We start from the raw sequence: 20,093 nt of genomic DNA, 5'->3' as shown, positions 1-20,093 counted from the left end.
TATGCAAAAATTTGCAGGTAAAACTATATGGTTAATTGGCGCAACAGATGGTATTGGTAATGCATTACTTAAGAAACTTGATAATTCAATACAAGCTAATTTTATAATATCAGCTCGTTCACTAGACAAACTACAAAGCATATCTGCAAGTCTAAAAAATACTGCTCATACTGTTGATCTTGATGTAGCAGATTTTGAGAGCTTCAAAAAAGGAAGTGATATAGCTCTTAGCTATAATCCTGATTATATTATATATTTGCCCGCATTCTATGAACCTTCATTAATTGCTGACATTGCCATTTCAAATCTTAATAAAACTATCCAAACTAACCTAACTGCTGTTTTTTACCTAATAAGATTTACGCTACCTTATCTCAAAAAAAATCCTAAATGTCAGCTAGCTATTACAGCTAGTGTCGCTGGCTATATCGGTTTACCTAGATCACAACCTTATGCTGCTACTAAGGCTGGTGTTATAAATTTAGTGGAGAGCCTAAAAGCAGAAAATACTGAGCTTGATATCCGTCTAATAAATCCAAGCTTTGTTAAAACTAAACTTACTGACAAGAATAATTTTAAAATGCCAGCTCTACTTCAACCTGAAGAAGCTGCCCTTAGCATTATCAAAGGTTTAGAGTCAAATAAATTTGAGGTTCACTTTACAAAAAAATTCACTATAATTCTAAAACTTATTGCCGCTTTACCTTACAAGCTTTACTTTAAAATTGCTAAAAAGATGATTTAGAACCGGAGAAACCATGGAAACTCAATCAAATAAAGTCACTATAATAGCCTTTGCTATTATGCATATTGCTTGCTTAGCGATATTTTTTGTAAATTATAATATCACTGCACTAGTTGTATTTCTTGTTACATTCTCCGCTCGGACATTCGCTTTAACAGCTGGATACCATCGTTACTTTGCTCACAAAGCTTTTCAGACTTCTAGAGTATTTCAATTTATTTTAGCATTAGTTGGAACTTGGGCATCTCAAAAAGGGCCGCTTTGGTGGTCAGGTCATCATAGATATCATCATATCCATTCTGATAAAGACACCGATTTACACTCTCCTAAGAATGGGATCTTCCAATCACATGTTGGCTGGGTTTTTGAATCTAGAAGTGATCATGTTGATCCTAAGTTTACCAAAGACTGGGTAGAATATCCTGAACTAGTATGGTTAGATAAATATGCTCATGTTTCATTTGCATTATATCTGATAGGTCTCTTTGCTAGCGGTAGCGTAATTAATCACTTCTACCCTAACCTACAAACATCAGGTTTAGCATTTGTATTTTGGGGTGGTATTTTAAGCACAGTATTGTTATATCACACTACATTTAGTGTTAATTCAATCTGTCATATTTTTGGTAAAAAAGATTATGAAACTTCAGATAATAGTCGCAATAATTGGTTTATAGCATTAGTTACGTTTGGTGAAGGTTGGCATAATAATCATCATAAATTTGCATACTCTGTTAGAAATAATGTCAAAGCATGGCAAATTGATATTACATATATGATTCTTTGTGTTTTGAAGAAATTCAAAATAGTATGGGGATTTAAAGAGCCTAAAAAAACGGCTTAGATAAATATTTCCGAACAAATTTATTCGGTTACTTTTACTTTTGTTTTACTTTTTCTTTTACGTCTTGATTTATTCTTTTTAGCCTTTTTAGCTGGTTTTTTAGCCTTTTTACCAAATGACTTATTTGAGCTACCCTCAACAAAAGGTTTACGCGGATCATATAACTCAAAGTCTATATGAATTCTATCAAGATCTGCTCTTACGACTCTTACAGTTATATCTTGACCTATCTTATAAACTTTATGAGTTCTCTTACCAATTAATATATCTTTTGCTTCATCATAAATATAATAATCCCCTGGAATCGCCGAAACATGTATCAATCCTTCTATATACATATCCTTTAACTCAGCAAATAGACCCAAACCATTTACATGCTTGATTTGAGCCTCTAGAACATGACCAATATAATCTTGCATGAAATAACATTTCAACCAGTTCTCAACTTGTTTTGATGCACCATCAGCATTTCGCTCTTGATCAGAAGCATTCTCACAAATATTTGCTAATTCAGAAGGTTTATAATCAGCTCCACCATGCTCATATTCACCAATAATTGATTTGATTATTCTGTGTACCACTAAATCTGGATATCTACGAATTGGTGATGTGAAATGTGTATACTCACTATATGCTAACCCAAAGTGTCCATCATTATTTATACTGTACACTGCTTGATTCATACTACGTAAAGTCATCATCTGGATATCATCATAGTCAGGACGATCTTTTATACTATCTAGCATTTCTGCTAAAGCTTTTGGTGTAACTTTGCCATTTTTACCATAAGCAAGATGTATACCATGCTTGGCAAGATACTTCTTGAGAGTTTCCATCCTATCTTCTTTAGGCTCACTATGAACTCTAAATGGCGATGTTTTTTTATGCTTAATAGTAAATTTAGCCGCAGCAACGTTTGCTACAAGCATACATTCTTCTATAAGCCTGTGCGCATCATTACGATGTCTTGGCACTATTGATTCAATATGATTATGATCATTTAATATTATTTGTGTTTCAACTGTATCAAAGTCTATAGCACCTCGCTCTTGCCTAGCTTGATGAAGTACTTTATATAACTCATACAAATCAAAGATATTAGGCACCAATTCAGGAGTTTTTTCAACTATTGTGTTTTGTTTCTTCTCTATAAGCTTTGCGACTTCTGTATAAGTTAAACGCGCCTTTGAGTTTATGACAGCAGAATAGAACTTATATCTAGATAGCTTACCCTCTTTACTAATATTCATCTCACAAACTAAAGAATATCTATCTTCATTAGGCTTCAACGAACACAATCCATTTGATAACTTCTCTGGTAGCATTGGAATAACATACCCAGGGAAATAAACAGAAGTCGAACGACGCTTAGCATCTAAATCTAAACTAGAATCTTTCTCAACGTAGTTTGATACATCTGCAATTGCAACATATAACTTCCAGCTACCACTTTTAGTCTTATACGCATAGACAGCATCATCAAAATCTTTGGCATCTTCACCATCAATAGTTACAAAGTTCTCATTACGTAAATCAACTCTATTACCAACAATTACATCATCAGAAATATCATCTAAATAGCGTAAAGTTTTTTTACTCCACTGCTCAATTAAATCATATTTCTGCGTTGCCATCATCATTGCTTCTTTAACAGGAGATACTGCTTCGACCTCTTGTTTAAATTTAGCAACAGCTACACTATTTATACTAGGATAAACAATAATCTCAGCTTCGATTAAAGAGTTATGTTCTATTTTTTGCTTTGGAGGTAATAGCACTATATCACTTGTCATGCTCTTACTTACCGGCTTAATAAAATCGCAATCAAAGCTCTTGTAGTAATATCCTGTGATAGTTTTTTGTGCTCTTGAAACTATTGTTTGAATCTCTGCATCTATACGACCACGTTTATTAAGTCCTAGTACCTTTGCAGTTACTTCATCACCAACCATTACCATTTTTGCTTGATGAGAGACTATACCCACCTTAGTATTTAAAGTATGACTAAATAGCTCTAAGCGAGAATCTCTATCAGCTGTCACTTTAGATGTGATATATATCGGTGCTATTTCAGGCAGACTATAGTATGATCTATCTTTTTCTAACTGGACATCTCTAACCATTGCACCCAAACGATTTACAAGACCATCAAAAAGATTTTTTTTAAATATCTCTAAAGCATTTGCTATGTTTTCTATACTAACAGGAATATTAGTATCTCTTATATAATTTAGGATTACTTCTCTACTTGGAATCGGATTCTCGTACTTTTGTGCTTCAAGATCCTTATTAGGATCATTATGTATATTATATTTACTCACTTATGAATATATCCTGGTCAAAAAATTTTTTACTTATTAACTTACCTTTATCAAACTCTGCTATAGCAACAAACTTCTCATCATCGTATATCCTGACCGTTCCATCAAGATGAGATTTGTCAGCAAAAAGTCCTCTTTTGTATAAATCATCTTTTTCTTCTTCTACTAAAGAGTATATTGGTTTATCAATAAATACACTCTCTACACTAGCTATACTAACAAGTTTTTGTTCAAAACTTAAATCTTTTAAGTTATCTAAATCAAGAGCTGTTTCAATTCTAAAAGGCCCACTTTGAGTTCTTTGCAGAGCGATCAAGTGTCCACCACAACCCAAAGCTTTACCAATATCTATTGCTAAGCTACGAATATATGTTCCCTTTGAACATTTAACTCTTATTTTTAATGAATCTGTATTGAACTCTAGTAGTTCTAATTCATATATATTGATATTACGCGGCTTTACCTCGATAGTCTTACCCTCTCTTGCTAGCTTATAAAGAGGTTGTCCATTATGTTTAAGAGCTGAATACATTGGAGGTATTTGCACAATATCTCCACGAAATTTTGCTAAAACTGTTTCTAGATACTCCACCGACAACTCTGGAATATCAGCATTTTTTGCTATTATTTCGCCCTCAGCGTCTCCACTATCTGTTTCAACACCTAATTTAATAGTCGCAATATATTCCTTATCAGAGTCTAAAAGGTATTGTGCTATCTTAGTAGCTCTACCAAAACATATAGGCAAAACACCTGTTGCCATAGGATCTAATGTTCCTGTATGACCGGCTTTTTGAGCATTAAATATATACTTTAATTGTTGCAAAACTTTATTTGAACTAAGACCTTGAGTCTTATTTATGACAACCACACCATTGAGATTTAATCTATTTTTTTTCATGTAAGCCTTGTTGTGATAGTATTTGTATCATCTTCTCAGCAGCTTTCTGCTCTGCTTTTTTTCGTGATGTACCTTTTGCACGCACTTTAATATTTAAATCATTAGATAATGCTTTCACTGTAAACTCTTGTTCATGATCTTTACCATCGATAGTTTCAATACTATACTCAGGAAGACTTAGACCATTTTGCAATAGAATTTCTTGTAATTTAGACTTACTATCCTTGACTTTTACATCATCTAAATTAAGAGTTGATATAACTGGTTTGTACCAATTTACTATAACCTTTTTAACAGTAGCAAAATCACTATCTAAATAAATTGCTCCTATAATAGCCTCAAACACATCTTCTAATATTTTCTCTCGCTTATGTCCACCTTGTTCACTAGCACCTAAGATAATATATTCATCTAATTTAAAATTTAGAGCTAAATTTGCTAAAGTTACTCCTTTAACTAGCTTAGATCTGATTTGTGAAAGCTTACCTTCTGCCAAATCAGGAAACTCCATATACAATACTTCAGCTATTACAAAGCCTAAAATAGAATCTCCTAAGAACTCTAATCTTTCATAGTTTTTCTTTGTTTTACTACGATGAGTCAGTGCTCTGACTAATAGAGTATAATTTTTGAAGCTATAACCAAGAATTTTATATAATCGAGAATATTCGGGAACCATTTACTTAAAAGACCTTACCTATTTCACTCCAGCGAACTTTCTTATCAACTTTATCCCAACTCATCCATACAATCTTGGCTTTACCAACAAGATCTTTCTCTGGAACAAAACCCCAATAACGACTATCTTCGCTATTATCTCTATTATCACCCATTACAAAATAATGTCCCGCGGGGACTTTAAGATCTCCAAAATCAGTACCTTTCACAGATTCAATCCAATCAACTTGATGTTTAACACCGTCAAGATCTTCGGTACAAATTGTATCACCACTCCCATTAGCTAATGACTGATTATAATAATTGACAGCATCAATATCACAATTTGTGTACTCAAGTTTTTTACCATTAATCGTCAGCATTTTATTTTTATAGGAGATAACATCTCCAGGGATCCCAATAACTCTCTTGACAAAATCCACACTCGGATTAACCGGGAAATGAAATACTAAAATGTCGCCTCTTTTAGGTTCACCTGTTTTTATTAGAGTTTCATTAGTAAAAGGTGCTCGAATACCATAGGCAGCCTTATTAACAAATATAAAATCTCCAACAGGTAATGTTGGCGTCATAGAAGCTGTGGGAATAAGGAAGTTTCCTATAAGAAATGTTCTAAGCAAAAAAACTACCAAAAATACACTAAACAAAGATCTAGCTTGATCTGCTATTAAAGGAGCTTTAAGGCCATTATCTTTGTAAAACTGTCGTTTTTGCTTCTTAGATAGACCTTTTAATCCCTCAGCATAAGGTTTTAATCTTGGTCTTTGAAAAAATATCAAATCAATTAAATAGATTAAACCACTTGCAACAGTTAAAAACAAAAGCCAAAAAGTAAAACCTAAACTTAGGATATAATTCAATAGTTCCATGAAATTACTTAACTACTTTATCCTTTTGAACAAAGTAACCAACACCTCTGATTGTTTGTATAAAGTTTGGAATATTGATTTTCTTTCTTAAATTATGCATGTGTACTTCTAGAGTATTAGTATCCATTTCTTTATCAGTAGAGTACACTTCTTCCAAAAGCTGTGTTTTTGGTACAACACGACCTGCATTTTGTACTAGAATAGCTAAAAGCGCTAGCTCTTTTTTTGATACTGGAATAATAACACCATCTTTAGTTACTGTCTCAGAACTAGGATTAAAGCTGTAATCGCCAAACTTAATTTCTTCTTTAGTACTTTTGCCGGATCTTGTATCTATCCTGCGAGATATCGCTTTAATTCTTGCCACTAACTCTTTAAGTTCAAAAGGTTTAGTAAGATAATCATCAGCACCCAAGTCTAAGCCTTTAATTCTATCTTCTAAACCATCTCGAGCTGTTAAAAGAATAATTGGTACTTTAATACCTTTATTTCTAACATTTCTAAGAACTTCAAGACCAGTTTTAATTGGCATACCTATATCAAGTACAACTATGTCATATAAACCAGACTCTATGAAAGTTTGTGCTGCTTCTCCATCAGAAACCAAGTTAACAATAAGACCTTCTTTCTGCAATGCTTCTAGCAAGCCTTCGCCTAAATTAAGATCATCTTCAGCCAATAATAGCCTCATAAACTCACCTATACTGTTATAAAACTTATAAAAAAATATTTATCAAACCAAGTATATAGCATAAGATACATAAAATAAATATTTATTTTAAATTATAAAGTACACAAAATATCAACCAAAATAGAGGTCACTAATTAAGAGATCTCCGAACTAAATTCTTGAGCCAACTGCCCTGCTCTAGTGATATTTGCTTGTATAGCATCATCTATAATTGCACCAAGATCAAACTTCTCAAAAGTATACAACGCTTCAAAAGTTATACCTTTTTTAGATGTTACATTTTTTCTTAAAGTAGCCATATCCTCGTCACCCTTCAAAGCCATCTGCGCAGCACCAAGACACGTTTGAGCAACAAGCTTTTCAGCTTGTTGTTTATCCAACCCTCTTTTGACAGCAGCATTGACCATATGCTCCATAAATTGAAAATAATATGCTGGACCAGAACTTGCTATAGCTGCAATAACATCAATCTCATCTTCTTTTTCAACTACAGCGACCTCTCCCATTGTCTTAATAATATTAATAACTTCTGACTTATTTTCATCACTAATATTTTTATTAAAAAATATTCCAGTGGCACCGTAGCCTAAGCTACTAGGCGTATTAGGAATAGTCCTTGCGAAAGAAATATTCTTAGCAAACATTCTCTCATAATCATTAGTTTTGATGCCTGCTGCTACCGTAACTATTGTCTGATCATCTCTAGTATGATCTCTAATATCCCTAATTAGACTAATCATACCTTGTGGCTTTACAGCTAAAATAATAATATCAGCTATAGCAATTGACTCTAGTAAAGAGTCCGAAAACCGTATCCCATATCGACTAACTAAATTTTCTCTTTTATCTTCATTTCTATCAAAAACAATAATATCCTGACCATCATAGCCATGATTAACCATTCCTGCGATCATTGCAGCAGCCATATTACCACCACCAATAAAACATACTTTCATAAATAATATCTCTATATTTTTACTCTATAGTTATATAACTATAACATTTGAAATAATTATTGCTAATATATAGACAAATACAAAACTTAAAAAAACACACAAATGAAAGAAATAGTCTTAGCTTCAAGTAATAAAGGAAAAATCAACGAATTTATTGAGATATTTAAGCAAAAAAATATCAAAATCATACCTCAAACAAAATTCAATATTAGTGATGCTAAAGAAACAGGTCTTAGTTTCATTGAAAATGCCATCATCAAAGCAAGGCACTGCTCAAAAAATACAGGGCTACCAGCAATAGCTGATGACTCTGGACTTGAAGTATTTTCATTAGCAGGTGACCCTGGTATTTACTCTGCAAGATACGCAGGCAAGCATGGCGATGATGATGCAAATATACAAAAGCTGCTTACTAATCTAAAAAATAAAGATAATCGTACTGCACGCTTTGTCTGTGCTTTAGCTTACGTTAGGAATGAAAAAGATCCTACCCCAGTACTAGAATATGGCTTCTTAGATGGTGAAATCACCCATATTCGCTCTGGTGAGTATGGCTTTGGGTACGATCCTGTATTTTTCTTACCTAAATTACAAAAAACCTTAGCAGAATTATCAAATGATGAAAAAAATAAAATTAGTCATAGAGCTATAGCACTTAGTAAAATTATTAATCAACTATAGAGGGCTTGTGTTTTTTTTATCTCTTATGATATAAATTTTTGTCTTATATGCTAAAATAAAACAATTAAACTGATAATCATTACTAGATAAGTAAGCTTTTAGGTAGAAGTGTGGAACATTTAAAAAGAATACTGTACGTTTCTCTTGCACATATATATTCAAGTTTATTTATTATATATGTACCTTTCATATACCTTAAAAAGCTGAAAAGAAGTCTCAAAAATAGTAGCTACAGGCAAAGATGGGGTGAAAGATTTGCTCAGACGAAACTTCGTTTGAAAGATTGCATTTGGATTCATTCTGTATCTGTTGGTGAAACTGTATCAGCAGAACCGTTAGTAAGAGAATTATTAAAAAACTTTCCTAATGAAAATTTTGTCATAACAACCACAACACCTACAGGTAGCGATGTTGTCAAAAACCTCTACAGCAAACATGAAAATGTACATCACATGTATATCCCTTATGACACAATACCATTTGTAAATAGTTTCTTTGTAAAGGTTAACCCTAAAGCTTTTGTAATCATTGAAACTGAGATATGGCCAAATATACTAAATAAATGTTTTGCTGAAAATATTCCTGTAATAATAACAAATGCGCGCTTATCAAGAAGATCAATGAGAAACTACACCAAAATACCTTTTGGTAAAGACTTTCTCTTCAAAAATATCGCTCAAATAAACGCCCAAACAGAAAAAGATGCAAAAAGATTCTGTTCATTAGGCGTTGATAAAGAAAAAATCACAGTAACTGGTAACTTAAAATACAACCTTATAACTCCTGAAAATCTTGAAGATAAGATGCTAAATATTAAGCAAAGTATAAATGGTAGACCAGTATGGATCGCAGGTAGCACTCATCAAGGTGAAGAAGAGATAATACTTGCAGCTCACAAAAAAATATTAATTACTCACCCAGATTGCCTATTGATAATAGTACCAAGACATAAGGAACGTTTCCAAAAAGTCGAAAAACTCATTATTAATGAAGGACTCTCTTATCAAAAAAGGTCTTCTTGTATTGACGAGATTTCTAATCATATTCAGGTATATTTAGGCGATACAATGGGAGAGTTACTTCATTTATACTATATTTCTACTATTACATTTGTTGGTGGTACACTAATAGATAACGGTGGTCACAATCTATTAGAACCTGCAGCTCTCGCAAAACCTATTATAAGTGGCACAAGCCTTTATAACTTTAGTCAGATTTCAAAAGAACTAATACGTAATAGAGCACTGATAAGAGTAAGAAATCATACAGAACTTGCTGAAAATGTAATTAAACTACTAGATAATAAAGAATACCTAGAGCAAATGTCTGAAGGCTCTCTAAAAACATTTGAAGCCCACAGTGATGTTCTAGAAAAACAATATAATAACATAGTGAAATTCTTATGAGCACTAACACCTCATTAGAAAGCTTTAATATTTTTTCAGAAAAAGCGTTTTCAGAGATACAATCTCCCTCTAAAAAGCTCAAAGAAGCAATGAAATACAGTTTTTTTAGTGGTGGAAAAAGGATACGTGCTCAATTTGTGTATGCCCTAGGTGAGGCATTCAACATAGACCTTCAAAACTGCCATAAGATTGCTTTTGCTATAGAGTGCATACACACTTACTCTCTAATACATGATGATCTTCCAGCGATGGATAATGATGTCTTACGAAGAGGCAAACCTACTTGTCATATAAAATTCAATGAAGCTACAGCAATACTAGCAGGAGATGCCTTACAATCGTTGGGATTTGAGATTATCAATACTTTAGACATAAATGATATCTATAAACTGAAAAAGGTTAATATTGTATTTGCAAAGTGCTGTGGCTTAGAAGGTATGGTTGGAGGACAGCAATTAGATATAGATGGTGAAAATCAAAATCTAAAATTACAAGATTTAGAAATACTTCACATAAACAAAACTGCAAAAATGTTTAGAGCGAGTATCGTCCTACCTTATATCGTCTCAAAATATAATAATGATGAGTTCGAAGCTATCTTAACAAAAGTTTCTGATTTAATTGGTTTATGCTTCCAGATTAAAGACGATATTTTAGATGTTACAAGATCAACTCAGGAGCTTGGTAAAACTAGCGGTAAAGATATTAATGCAAATAAATCTACTTATGTATCACTAATGGGACTTGATGGTGCAAACAAATACTTATTTGATAAAAAAAATGAGATTAGAAAATTACTATCTGAGTTAAACAAAAAGAATCTTTCTACGCAAAATTTAGAAAAACTTATTGATTTAGTTATTAATAGAAACTATTAACTATTTTTGTTACAATTTTGTAATTATTTATTTTATAACAAATTTTAAAACTAACAATACTATGCAAATTATTCAAAAAATTTATGCTTGGTTAGTACACCTATTTACTTCATTAGGAGCTGTATTTGGTATACTCGCTATTATTTTCTCTATAGAAGCTGCCAAAGCTAGTGTAACCAACCAAATAGATCTTCATCACTATTATATTAAACTTTCCATGTTTAGTATAATTATGGCTATCTTTATTGACTCTATTGATGGTAGCCTTGCTAGACTAGTAGATATCAAAAAATTAGCTCCTCTAGATGGTGCATTACTTGATAATATTATAGATTTCACAACATACTCTATTGTTCCCTGTATTTGGATATATGTCTCTGGCATAGTCTCACAAGAATGGTTAATCCCTGTAGTCGTAATGATAACAATTTCATCATCATATCAGTTTTGTCAAACTAACGCTAAAACTGATGATCATTTTTTTGTTGGCTTTCCTAGTTACTGGAATGTAATGGCAATGTATATGTTATGCTTCCAATCGCCCCAATGGATAAATGAAATCGTAATAATTCTACTTTCTATATTTTCATTCATACCAATAAAATATATCTATCTATCAAGAACAGAGCATATAAGTAAAAGTAAATTTATCAAAACATTTACTTTTATATTTACAATGCTTGCATCTATTTCTACATTTTTAGCTGTTTTAATGTATCCAATCAAAACACCAACGCCTTTCATATCGATAATATTAATTTTCTCTATCTTTTACATACTATTTAGTCTTAAGCTCAACATAAAACCTGTAAAAAATTAATCTATTTAGCGAATATTCATCCCATATGGTAATATATTATCTATGGTGAATATTATTTAATTTTTATATGAAAGTTTTAAGCCAAGAGGAGCGTCAAAAGCTCTTTGTCGAGAATATATTTCCATACAAACATAAGATTCCTCGCAAGGTATATGAAAAACAAAAACATCATTTGCAAATAGAATTATTAAAATTTCAAAAATGGGTTAAAGAAAATAACAAAAAAGTTCTAATTATTTTCGAAGGAAGAGATGCGGCTGGAAAAGGTGGTACAATAAAAAGAGTTATGGAGCACTTAAATCCACGTGGCGCTAAAGTGATAGCGTTAGAAAAACCTTCCGAAAGAGAAAGAAACCAATGGTACTTTCAAAGATATATTGAACACCTTCCATCAGGGGGAGATATAATACTTTTTGATAGATCTTGGTACAACAGAGCTGGTGTAGAACGAGTTATGGGCTTCTGTACTGAGAGAGAATATTTCTTATTCCTAGAACAAGCCCCTCAGCTTGAAAAAATGCTAGTCGATAGCGGTACAATAATTATTAAGTTTTGGTTCTCTGTAAGCCAACAAGAACAAAAAGATAGATTTGCAGCTAGAGAGAATCACCCCTTAAAACAGTGGAAGCTTAGCCCTATTGATAAAGCATCTCTAGATAAGTGGGATGATTACACTGAGGCTAAAGAAAGAATGTTTATATATACAGATAAACCTTATGCACCATGGGTAATAGTTAAATCGGACGATAAGAAACGAGCAAGGATAAATGCTATCAGATATATATTGAACAGCATAGATTATGATAACAAAGATCCTGAAGTAGCTATTGCTCCTGATCCTCTTATAGTCGGAACCTCATCGAAAATCTATAAATAATCATAACTTAAGTAAAATATCTGTTGACTAAATACCATATTTGAAATATAATTCTGTCTATAGTTTTGGGCCTATAGCTCAGTTGGTTAGAGCGCCGGACTCATAATCCGTAGGTCGTAGGTTCGAGTCCTACTGGGCCCACCAAATAAATAATTCTAATTTATATACTTCCAATAAAAATTGTTTCAAATACTTCAAATTTAAACATCTTATCACGAATAAACTTAATTCAAAAAATATTTTATAAGATTAGAAACAAGCAAGAAATCAGTTGATTTACAATTAGGGAATAAAATAAAACTTTTAGTCTAGTGATTATAGTATAGCTGCTAAATAATTTTGTTTATCTTTTTTTGTAAGTCGAACCTTATGCTCATTCATCAAAGTACCATTGAAGGACTTTGCTAAAGCCTTAAGTATATCAAGCATAAGCTCATAACATGTTTTAACATCATAGCCTATGTCAGCTAGCTTTCTATAATTCATTACCGCTATTACTCCCCTAATTTCTCCTTCATTAGCAGCTGAGAACTCTTGCCCTTCACTATCAGGTAATATGCTAAAAATTACATCTTTATAATTTATTTTCTGAAAAACATTTTCATCTGTAAATTTAATACCATAGTATTTTAAAAAAGTTGCCAAATCTTTAACTTGTATAGATTGCACACCCTCAAAATAAATAAGTAAAAAACCATCTCTTAACAATGGATATTCACGTTGAACATCTTCAACATACGCCTTACCCGATGGATTTTTTGCTTGACTCACAAGCTCTTGACTATTTGCATATTCAATATTTGCCAAAATATCTTTCTGCCTAACTCTCAAACTTTTACGAAATAAATCTATTATAATTAAGACTACTAAAATTAAAACTAAAGCTAATATCAATGTCATTTATTTAGTACCTGCGGTGTTTTTTATACTCATGTATTATATATTTAAAGATTATAAAAATTAAGATTTTTCTATAATTGAATCCAATACTTCTATGATCTTTTCCTCTGTATCAACAACCATATGCTCATGGATTTTTTTAAACTCTTGAACTATATAATTATTTCTTTGCTTATCATCAAATAACCTTTTTAATTCATAAAAAAGATTATCTACCGTACAATCTTCTTGGATTAGCTCTTTTATTATTTCACTCTTATGCAAAATATTTGGAAAAGCCCAGTAACTATGTCCTCGTATAAGAATTCTACCAATGAATGCAGAAAGTTTAGATAGCTTGTAACCAACAACCATGGGTAATTTACACAACATAGCCTCCAAAGTTGCCGTACCTGAAGCTAATAAACTTAAATCTGAAGCTTTCAATACATCGTGAGAATTTGTTTCAAGAACCTCAATTCCCAAACTCCTAATTTGTGAGTTATATTGATCAAATATTGGCTTAAGAGATGGTTTGGCTAATGGCATAATAGCCTTGAACTTATATCCGGACTCCTGTAGCTTTTCTATAGCATCTAAAAATAATGGCAATAATCTAGTTACTTCGGTAGTTCTACTTCCTGGCAATACTGACAATATTGGTAGTTCTACATTTTCAAGACCTAAACGCTTTTTATATTTTGACCTATCAATCTCTAAGGATATATTTTTGGCAAGTGGATGGCCTACATATATTGCCTCAAAATTGTGTCTATTTTTATAGTACTCAACTTCAAAAGGCAAAATTGCTAGAATCTTATCTGTTGCTTTTCTGATTTTTTTAATACGATACTCTCGCCATACCCATATTTTAGGACTTACATAATGTATAGTCTTAATACCACTTGCTCTTAATTTTTTTTCTACCGTAAGATTAAAATCTGGTGCATCGATACCAATAAATATGTCTGGCTTGTTATGTTTAAAATACTTAATTATTTTTCTACGTATATTTAATATACTAAGACCTTTTGAAAGAATTTCAAGAAAACCTATTAACGATAAAGCATCCATCGGATACAGACTTTTAAAACCCTGAGCCTCCATCTTCGGACCACCAATGCCTTCAATTTCAGCATTTGGATATTTTTTCTTTAGCGCTTCAACAAGAGTTGCACCCAACTGATCCCCTGAAAGTTCTCCAGCTACAATGCCAATTCTCATTATCTCAGTATACCTCTGCGTGAAGTACTTATTACATCAACGAATGGTTCTAGCACAGGCTCTTCATGTGCCATATCCTTGATAACTTCAAAAGCTTCTTTAATCATTAAGCCTTTGCGGTACAATACCCTATAAACCTCTTTAATTTTCTTCAACTCTTCTGGCGTAAACCCTCTTCGTTTAAGACCTTCTGTGTTAATACCACATGGAGTAGCACCTGCTGTTACTGCTGTAACCATTAAATATGGAGGCACATCCTTACCAACAAGAGCAGCATGAGCTATAAATGCATGCTTACCAACCCTACAAAACTGATGAATACCAACATTTGAACTCAAAATAGCAAAATCATCAATATGAACATGACCAGCAAGACCCACACCATTAACCAGACTGACATTATTTCCAACCTTACAATCATGACCTATGTGTACATAACACATAATAAGGTTATTATTGCCAACTGTTGTAATGCCTGTCTCTTTTGATGTACCACCATGTATAGTGACACACTCTCTAATAATATTATTATCGCCGATAACAACTTGAGAAAAGTCACCTTTCCTGTAAGTATAATCAATAGGGTCATCACCAATTGATGCATACTGGAAAATTCGGTTATTTTTACCTATTACTGTATTGTCACCAATAGTAACATGGCTCTTAAGCTCTGTACCATCATCTATAACAGCATTTTCTCCAATAACACAGAATGGTCCTATTATAGCACTTTCGGCTATTTTGGCGCTTTCATGTACTACTGCCAAACTATGTATCACAATTAATAATCCTTATATGCTGCCATTAATTCAGCTGAACAAACTATTTGTCCATCAACTTTAGCTACAGACTCAGCTGTACAGATAATATTCTTCTGCTTAACCATACGTGATTCAATAACTAGAACATCACCTGGAACAACTGGTCTTTTTACTCTTACCTTATCAATACCTGCTAGCATAAATGTTCTTCTTCCACCACCAGCTTTGGCAACAACATGAGCAAATAAAGTCTCGGCCATCAACTCACCAAGTATAGCTGTTGCTTGAGCCATAGCCTCAACAATTAGTACACCAGGCATCACTGGAAACTCTGGAAAATGTCCATTAAAAAAGTCTTCATTAATAGTTACATTTTTATGAGCTACGATCGTTCTATCTTCAATACTCCAATCAACAATCTTGTCTAAAAGAGCAAAAGGATACCTATGAGGTAAAATCTTTCTAATCCCCATTACATCTATATGCTTATTTTTTTCATCAAACTGGCTCATGCAATAATCCTTACTTATTTAATTTATCTTCTAGTTGTTTTACTTTTTTTATCAAACTGTCAATCTTAGATAGCTTAGCTACAAATCGTCCCCATTGAATTCTTGGCTTAGCTTCAAACGCAGCATAATACATCCCAGGCTCAGTAATGGACTTACCTATATTAGATGCTCCACCAATAATTGTGTTATCACAAATATTTATATGACCAGTTATCGCGGACTGCCCTCCTATCAAGCAATTATTTCCTATAGTTGTACTTCCTGCGACCGCCGTCACACCTGCTAAGGCAGTATTACGACCAATAATTACATTATGAGCTATCTGCACTAAATTATCAATACGCGCGCCTTTTTTAATAATAGTATCATCTATAGCCCCTCTATCGACAGTCGTTCCAGAACCGATTTCAACATCATCCTCAATTATAACTCTTCCTAGTTGAGGAATTTTAGTCCAACTACCATCATCATCTCTGGCATTTCCGAACCCATCACAACCAATAACAGCATTTTGATGTATTATACAATTAGCTCCAATTTGAACATCATGAGCAATAGATACATTACTCTTTATAAGAGTATCATTGCCTACTCTGGTACCTTCATCGATGGTTGCACACGAGCCAACAAATACATTATCACCAATAATAACATTTTCACCTACAACAGCATTTGCACCTATAGTTACATTCTCACCAATAACTGCACTTGAGGCTATTACAGCCTTACTATGTATTTTACCATCTGGCTGAGGAGACTTATCAAAAAGCTCCATAACTTTGGCTAAAGCCATATATGGATTAGACAGTACTACCGCATTAGTATTGCAAAAGTCTAATGCCTCCTCTGTGATCAAAACCGCAGAAGCTTTAGTTTCGGATAATGCTTTTAAATATTTAGGATTTGTACAAAAAGAAATATCTCCAACACTGGCTTTTTCTAGAGTAGCTATCCTACTTATCTCAATACTTTTGTCACCCTTGACTTCACCATCTAATTTTGAGGCTAAAAAATCTAAAGAATACATATCAAAACTCCCTGAAATAATTAAGAGTTCTTATTCATAATTTCAATTACTTGATTTGATATATCATCAACATTATTTACATAAGCTAGCGCTTGGGTTGTCATAACAATATTATAACCCTTTTGTTTAGCGATTGTAGCAACAGCATTGTCGAATGAAGCTTGGAATTTTTTAGATAACTTATCTTTAGCTGTATACTCTTTTTGTTGAAGAACTTGAGCTTTTTGGGCAAAATTTTGCTGCTCTTGTTGAATTTGCTGTTGCTTCTTCTCTAGTTCAGCTTTTGTCATAGTAGCTGAATTCTCTTGAAGAGCTCTCATTTGTTGCATAATATCATTTTGCTCCTGCTTAAGTTTCGCAGCTTCCGGTTTCAAGTCATTTTCCATTTTCTTTACACTAACCGATCCTAAATCAGAATCATTAAAGATCTCTACAGGATTAACTACAGCTATTTTAGTATCTGCATAAACTCCTGTCACAGTAGTAGCCAAAACACACAATGATAAAACAATTTTCTTCATCTTTAAGAACTCCCTCAAATTTTCTTATACATACTAGTAGATTCTAACATAATATTATAAAACTTGTTAAACCGTTTTGGTATTAGATTTCGTTAAATAATTATTTGAGCAGATAGACTATTTTAGAAATTTTGACCTAATGAGAACTGGAACACCTGAGTAACGTCACCAGGCTGAACATTAAATGGCTGCGCTATAGAAACTGCTAAAGGACCCATTGGTGATGCCCATCTAAATTCAACCCCTACAGAATATTTTAGGTTAGTAAACGAAGGTGTAGTCTCTTGTTTTGGTTGAGGAGCTACAACCCCTTTCAAATCATAAGTAGTGTAAGTGTTACCGATATCGACAAATGCACCTATTCTCATTTTAGAACTATCTTTTATGAATGGTACAGGAAATAACAAGTCATAGTTATTATAGATATTAAGGTTACCACCAATTGAGTTACCTACTTGACCATTTTGTAAATTTATATCACGAGGACCCAAAGAACCTTGCAAGAAGCCTCGGACACTTCCCCAACCACCTCCGTAGAAGTTTTCATAAAAAGGTAAATTATCAGTACCGCCATACCCACCACCATACTGCACACCACCCCTGATAGTTAGAGCTGACATATCAGTATTTGGTATTGCAATATTATATTTACCACCAACCTCAATTTTATAAGCTTCAATATTACTAATAACTGGTATATTAACTGAACCATTAATATCAAATGAACCACCATCGGTTGCAAACATATATCTATTAGAATTATCAAAACTCCAACCAGCAGTCAAAGCAGGCTCATTAAAGTTATTTCTTCCACCTTGTTGCTGTATAAACCATTGCACAATAGATGAGTCAAAGCCTTGTGACTGATTAATAGTATTATTTGCGAATGTTATACCAGCTGAAACATTACTAAATGTCGATATTGGCACACCATACATTAGCCTTGCACCGATTGTATCTAATCGATACGCAGCAACCGCATTCGTTTTTGCAAAGTTTGATCTATTAATATAAGCTGAAATACTCTGACTGATTCCAGAGGTAGTAAAATAAGGATCAATATAGCTTATATCTAACTGTTGGAATGGAATAGATAACTGTGCATTAATGTTAAAGGTATTACCGGTACCAAAAACGTTAGGCATATTAAGCCTACCACCAATCATAAAACCATATAAATCCGAGAAACCTAAACTTCCGCTAATTGAATTTGCATTCCTCTCTTTGATATTGTAGTTAACATCTACCAAATCATCAGAGCCTTCTACAGGTACAAGCTCCATATCAGCACCTGCAACATATGGTAACTGATCTAATCTTCTTTGGGATTTATCTATTGCTTCTTTATTATATTGACTCTGTTCATAGTACTGTAACTGCCTACGAAATACGTAATCATTAGTTACATTATTACCAAAAAAGTTAACCCTATTTACATATACTTTTTTACCCGCATCTACGACAAACTTAAAAGATACTATACGTTTTTTCTTATCAATTGTAGGAATGGGGTTAACTGTAGCAAACGCATAACCTTTACTACCTAGTAGTGTTTTTATACCTTCAACAGTATCAACAAGCTTACTTTTAGAAAAAACTTCTCCTTGCTTGATCTTTATCAAAGACTCTAACTCAGACTTAGGCAAGATAAACTTACCTGTTAAAGTCACAGTTCCTACCTTGTACACTTCACCCTCAGCAACATCAAGGGTAATGTATGAGTGCTCACGGTCTTTTGACATTGATGCTTGTTTAGAAGTAACCTTAAAATCCAAATATCCTCTATCAAGATAATAATTAGTTACTCCCTGGACAGATTGATTCATACCTTCTGGAGAATAACTATCAAACGCAGACAAAAAGCCCCATAGGTTCCATATAGATGGAACTTGGAAAGCCATATTACTGCCCAGATCAGAATCATCGAAATTCTTATTACCAACAAAATTTATAGAGTCTATAGTTGCAGGCTTACCCTCTTTAAAAGTGATGTTAATATCTATTCTATTATTAGGAAGTTTTCTAATGTTTTCGTTAACTTCAGCACCATATAACCCCATCATAGAATATTGATTTAATAAAGATTGTTTAAGCAAAAACATTGTATTAGGGTTGTATACATTACCGACATATATGCCAGCATCAGTAAAGACTTTTTCTAAATCTTCTTTTTTGAGTTTTTTATTACCAGTAAAGTTAAAGCCAGCAATAATAGGCCTTTCTTTGACATTAATAAAAAGATTACTACCTTTACGATACAGGTCAACACTGTTGAAAAAACCAGTACCATAAAGATTGTTAATAATTTGGTTTGTATCTTCCGGAGTAATATAGCTACCTTTTTTATAACCAATTCGGCTTTTAACTACATCACTCTGTAAACCTTCTAATCCTTTTATGGAGACATTGTCCAATATAAAACTGTCATTATCTGCCCAGCTATTTAATGCAATACCCATAAGAAGAGAGGCTAATACAAACTTCTTTCTCAAAAAAAACACT

The 20,093-nt window shown here is 32.9% G+C and carries 20 protein-coding genes and 1 tRNA gene; 8 read left to right on the top strand and 13 right to left on the bottom strand.

Going from position 1 to position 20,093, the window contains the following annotated elements; genetic code table 11:
- Position 1 precedes the first annotated feature (1 nt).
- Both FTPG_RS04505 and FTPG_RS04500 read left to right on the top strand, forming a co-directional pair.
- Positions 2-745, top strand: coding sequence for an SDR family NAD(P)-dependent oxidoreductase (locus tag FTPG_RS04505; protein ID WP_004287238.1), 744 nt, complete (start codon positions 2-4; stop codon positions 743-745).
- A 13-nt stretch (positions 746-758) separates the two neighbouring features.
- Positions 759-1,589 (top strand): acyl-CoA desaturase, encoded by an 831-nt coding sequence (locus tag FTPG_RS04500; RefSeq protein ID WP_004287237.1) that lies wholly within the window; start codon positions 759-761, stop codon positions 1,587-1,589.
- Positions 1,590-1,609: 20 nt separating this feature from the next.
- Here FTPG_RS04500 and rnr read toward each other — a convergent pair whose 3' ends face one another.
- The 6 genes from rnr to proC all read right to left on the bottom strand — a co-directional run bounded on the left by rnr (position 1,610) and on the right by proC (position 8,005).
- Positions 1,610-3,910 (bottom strand): ribonuclease R, encoded by a 2,301-nt coding sequence (gene rnr, locus FTPG_RS04495; RefSeq protein WP_004287236.1) that lies wholly within the window; start codon positions 3,908-3,910, stop codon positions 1,610-1,612.
- Positions 3,903-4,811, bottom strand: a complete 909-nt coding sequence (gene truB / locus FTPG_RS04490) for a tRNA pseudouridine(55) synthase TruB (RefSeq protein WP_004287235.1) — start codon at positions 4,809-4,811, stop codon at positions 3,903-3,905. Before truB ends, rnr begins: the two co-directional genes overlap by 8 nt.
- Positions 4,798-5,490 carry a ribonuclease III gene (gene rnc, locus FTPG_RS04485; RefSeq protein ID WP_004287234.1) on the bottom strand — a complete coding sequence of 231 codons (693 nt, stop codon included), beginning with the start codon at positions 5,488-5,490 and terminating at the stop codon, positions 4,798-4,800. The genes truB and rnc overlap by 14 nt, the downstream gene beginning before the upstream one ends.
- A gap of 4 nt (positions 5,491-5,494) precedes the next feature.
- Positions 5,495-6,358, bottom strand: a complete 864-nt coding sequence (gene lepB / locus FTPG_RS04480; RefSeq protein WP_004287233.1) for a signal peptidase I — start codon at positions 6,356-6,358, stop codon at positions 5,495-5,497.
- A gap of 4 nt (positions 6,359-6,362) precedes the next feature.
- Positions 6,363-7,049 carry a response regulator QseB gene (qseB, locus tag FTPG_RS04475; RefSeq protein WP_004287232.1) on the bottom strand — a complete coding sequence of 229 codons (687 nt, stop codon included), beginning with the start codon at positions 7,047-7,049 and terminating at the stop codon, positions 6,363-6,365.
- A 134-nt stretch (positions 7,050-7,183) separates the two neighbouring features.
- On the bottom strand, positions 7,184-8,005 hold the full coding sequence (gene proC, locus FTPG_RS04470) for a pyrroline-5-carboxylate reductase (protein WP_004287231.1): 822 nt from the start codon (positions 8,003-8,005) through the stop codon (positions 7,184-7,186).
- Positions 8,006-8,107: 102 nt separating this feature from the next.
- Here proC and rdgB point away from each other — a divergent pair, with 102 nt between their 5' ends.
- From rdgB to FTPG_RS04440, 6 genes are all read left to right on the top strand, one after another.
- A complete protein-coding gene (gene rdgB, locus FTPG_RS04465) occupies positions 8,108-8,686 on the top strand; it encodes an RdgB/HAM1 family non-canonical purine NTP pyrophosphatase (RefSeq protein ID WP_004287230.1) in 579 nt (192 codons plus the stop codon).
- A 110-nt stretch (positions 8,687-8,796) separates the two neighbouring features.
- Entirely contained in the window at positions 8,797-10,092 is a 1,296-nt protein-coding gene (waaA, locus tag FTPG_RS04460; RefSeq protein ID WP_004287229.1) for a lipid IV(A) 3-deoxy-D-manno-octulosonic acid transferase, read from the top strand.
- The gene (locus FTPG_RS04455; RefSeq protein WP_004287228.1) at positions 10,089-10,970 is read left to right on the top strand and encodes a polyprenyl synthetase family protein; all 882 of its coding nucleotides are present in this window, start codon (positions 10,089-10,091) and stop codon (positions 10,968-10,970) included. The genes waaA and FTPG_RS04455 overlap by 4 nt, the downstream gene beginning before the upstream one ends.
- Before the next feature lie 61 nt (positions 10,971-11,031).
- The gene (locus tag FTPG_RS04450) at positions 11,032-11,790 is read left to right on the top strand and encodes a CDP-alcohol phosphatidyltransferase family protein (RefSeq protein WP_004287227.1); all 759 of its coding nucleotides are present in this window, start codon (positions 11,032-11,034) and stop codon (positions 11,788-11,790) included.
- Positions 11,791-11,857: 67 nt separating this feature from the next.
- Positions 11,858-12,667 carry a polyphosphate kinase 2 gene (ppk2, locus tag FTPG_RS04445; RefSeq protein ID WP_004287226.1) on the top strand — a complete coding sequence of 270 codons (810 nt, stop codon included), beginning with the start codon at positions 11,858-11,860 and terminating at the stop codon, positions 12,665-12,667.
- Positions 12,668-12,734: 67 nt separating this feature from the next.
- Positions 12,735-12,811: transfer RNA gene (locus tag FTPG_RS04440), tRNA-Ile, on the top strand.
- A gap of 171 nt (positions 12,812-12,982) precedes the next feature.
- Here FTPG_RS04440 and FTPG_RS04435 read toward each other — a convergent pair.
- The 7 genes from FTPG_RS04435 to bamA form a co-directional block, all read right to left on the bottom strand.
- The gene (locus FTPG_RS04435) at positions 12,983-13,567 is read right to left on the bottom strand and encodes a cell division protein ZipA C-terminal FtsZ-binding domain-containing protein (protein WP_004287225.1); all 585 of its coding nucleotides are present in this window, start codon (positions 13,565-13,567) and stop codon (positions 12,983-12,985) included.
- Positions 13,568-13,627: 60 nt separating this feature from the next.
- Positions 13,628-14,770 (bottom strand): lipid-A-disaccharide synthase, encoded by a 1,143-nt coding sequence (lpxB, locus tag FTPG_RS04430; RefSeq protein WP_004287224.1) that lies wholly within the window; start codon positions 14,768-14,770, stop codon positions 13,628-13,630.
- Entirely contained in the window at positions 14,770-15,549 is a 780-nt protein-coding gene (gene lpxA / locus FTPG_RS04425; protein WP_004287223.1) for an acyl-ACP--UDP-N-acetylglucosamine O-acyltransferase, read from the bottom strand. The genes lpxB and lpxA overlap by 1 nt, the downstream gene beginning before the upstream one ends.
- A gap of 2 nt (positions 15,550-15,551) precedes the next feature.
- Positions 15,552-16,043 (bottom strand): 3-hydroxyacyl-ACP dehydratase FabZ, encoded by a 492-nt coding sequence (fabZ, locus tag FTPG_RS04420; RefSeq protein ID WP_004287222.1) that lies wholly within the window; start codon positions 16,041-16,043, stop codon positions 15,552-15,554.
- A 10-nt stretch (positions 16,044-16,053) separates the two neighbouring features.
- Complete coding sequence (gene lpxD, locus FTPG_RS04415) at positions 16,054-17,070, bottom strand: UDP-3-O-(3-hydroxymyristoyl)glucosamine N-acyltransferase (RefSeq protein WP_004287221.1); 1,017 nt, start codon at positions 17,068-17,070, stop codon at positions 16,054-16,056.
- Positions 17,071-17,090: 20 nt separating this feature from the next.
- Positions 17,091-17,591: an OmpH/Skp family outer membrane protein gene (locus FTPG_RS04410; RefSeq protein WP_012280576.1), complete on the bottom strand. Its 501-nt coding sequence runs from the start codon at positions 17,589-17,591 to the stop codon at positions 17,091-17,093.
- A 122-nt stretch (positions 17,592-17,713) separates the two neighbouring features.
- Entirely contained in the window at positions 17,714-20,092 is a 2,379-nt protein-coding gene (gene bamA, locus FTPG_RS04405) for an outer membrane protein assembly factor BamA (RefSeq protein WP_004287219.1), read from the bottom strand.
- Between the last annotated feature and the right edge of the window lies 1 nt (position 20,093).

It is taken from the genome of Francisella philomiragia subsp. philomiragia ATCC 25015, from assembly GCF_000156715.1.
GTDB classification, from domain to species: domain Bacteria; phylum Pseudomonadota; class Gammaproteobacteria; order Francisellales; family Francisellaceae; genus Francisella; species Francisella philomiragia.
The sequence above is the reverse complement of the archived record's forward strand: the minus strand, read 5'-3'. Positions and strand labels throughout refer to the sequence as shown.

Bases quoted from the DNA above. Each gene is read 5' to 3' on its own strand.
- FTPG_RS04505 (WP_004287238.1), top strand. From the start codon at position 2: ATGCAAAAATTTGCAGGTAAAACTATATGGTTAATTGGCGCAACAGAT.
- FTPG_RS04500 (WP_004287237.1), top strand. From the start codon at position 759: ATGGAAACTCAATCAAATAAAGTCACTATAATAGCCTTTGCTATTATG.
- truB (WP_004287235.1), bottom strand. From the start codon at position 4,811: ATGAAAAAAAATAGATTAAATCTCAATGGTGTGGTTGTCATAAATAAG.
- rnc (WP_004287234.1), bottom strand. From the start codon at position 5,490: ATGGTTCCCGAATATTCTCGATTATATAAAATTCTTGGTTATAGCTTC.
- lepB (WP_004287233.1), bottom strand. From the start codon at position 6,358: ATGGAACTATTGAATTATATCCTAAGTTTAGGTTTTACTTTTTGGCTT.
- qseB (WP_004287232.1), bottom strand. From the start codon at position 7,049: ATGAGGCTATTATTGGCTGAAGATGATCTTAATTTAGGCGAAGGCTTG.
- proC (WP_004287231.1), bottom strand. From the start codon at position 8,005: ATGAAAGTATGTTTTATTGGTGGTGGTAATATGGCTGCTGCAATGATC.
- rdgB (WP_004287230.1), top strand. From the start codon at position 8,108: ATGAAAGAAATAGTCTTAGCTTCAAGTAATAAAGGAAAAATCAACGAA.
- FTPG_RS04455 (WP_004287228.1), top strand. From the start codon at position 10,089: ATGAGCACTAACACCTCATTAGAAAGCTTTAATATTTTTTCAGAAAAA.
- FTPG_RS04450 (WP_004287227.1), top strand. From the start codon at position 11,032: ATGCAAATTATTCAAAAAATTTATGCTTGGTTAGTACACCTATTTACT.
- ppk2 (WP_004287226.1), top strand. From the start codon at position 11,858: ATGAAAGTTTTAAGCCAAGAGGAGCGTCAAAAGCTCTTTGTCGAGAAT.
- FTPG_RS04435 (WP_004287225.1), bottom strand. From the start codon at position 13,567: ATGACATTGATATTAGCTTTAGTTTTAATTTTAGTAGTCTTAATTATA.
- lpxB (WP_004287224.1), bottom strand. From the start codon at position 14,770: ATGAGAATTGGCATTGTAGCTGGAGAACTTTCAGGGGATCAGTTGGGT.
- fabZ (WP_004287222.1), bottom strand. From the start codon at position 16,043: ATGAGCCAGTTTGATGAAAAAAATAAGCATATAGATGTAATGGGGATT.
- lpxD (WP_004287221.1), bottom strand. From the start codon at position 17,070: ATGTATTCTTTAGATTTTTTAGCCTCAAAATTAGATGGTGAAGTCAAG.
- FTPG_RS04410 (WP_012280576.1), bottom strand. From the start codon at position 17,591: ATGAAGAAAATTGTTTTATCATTGTGTGTTTTGGCTACTACTGTGACA.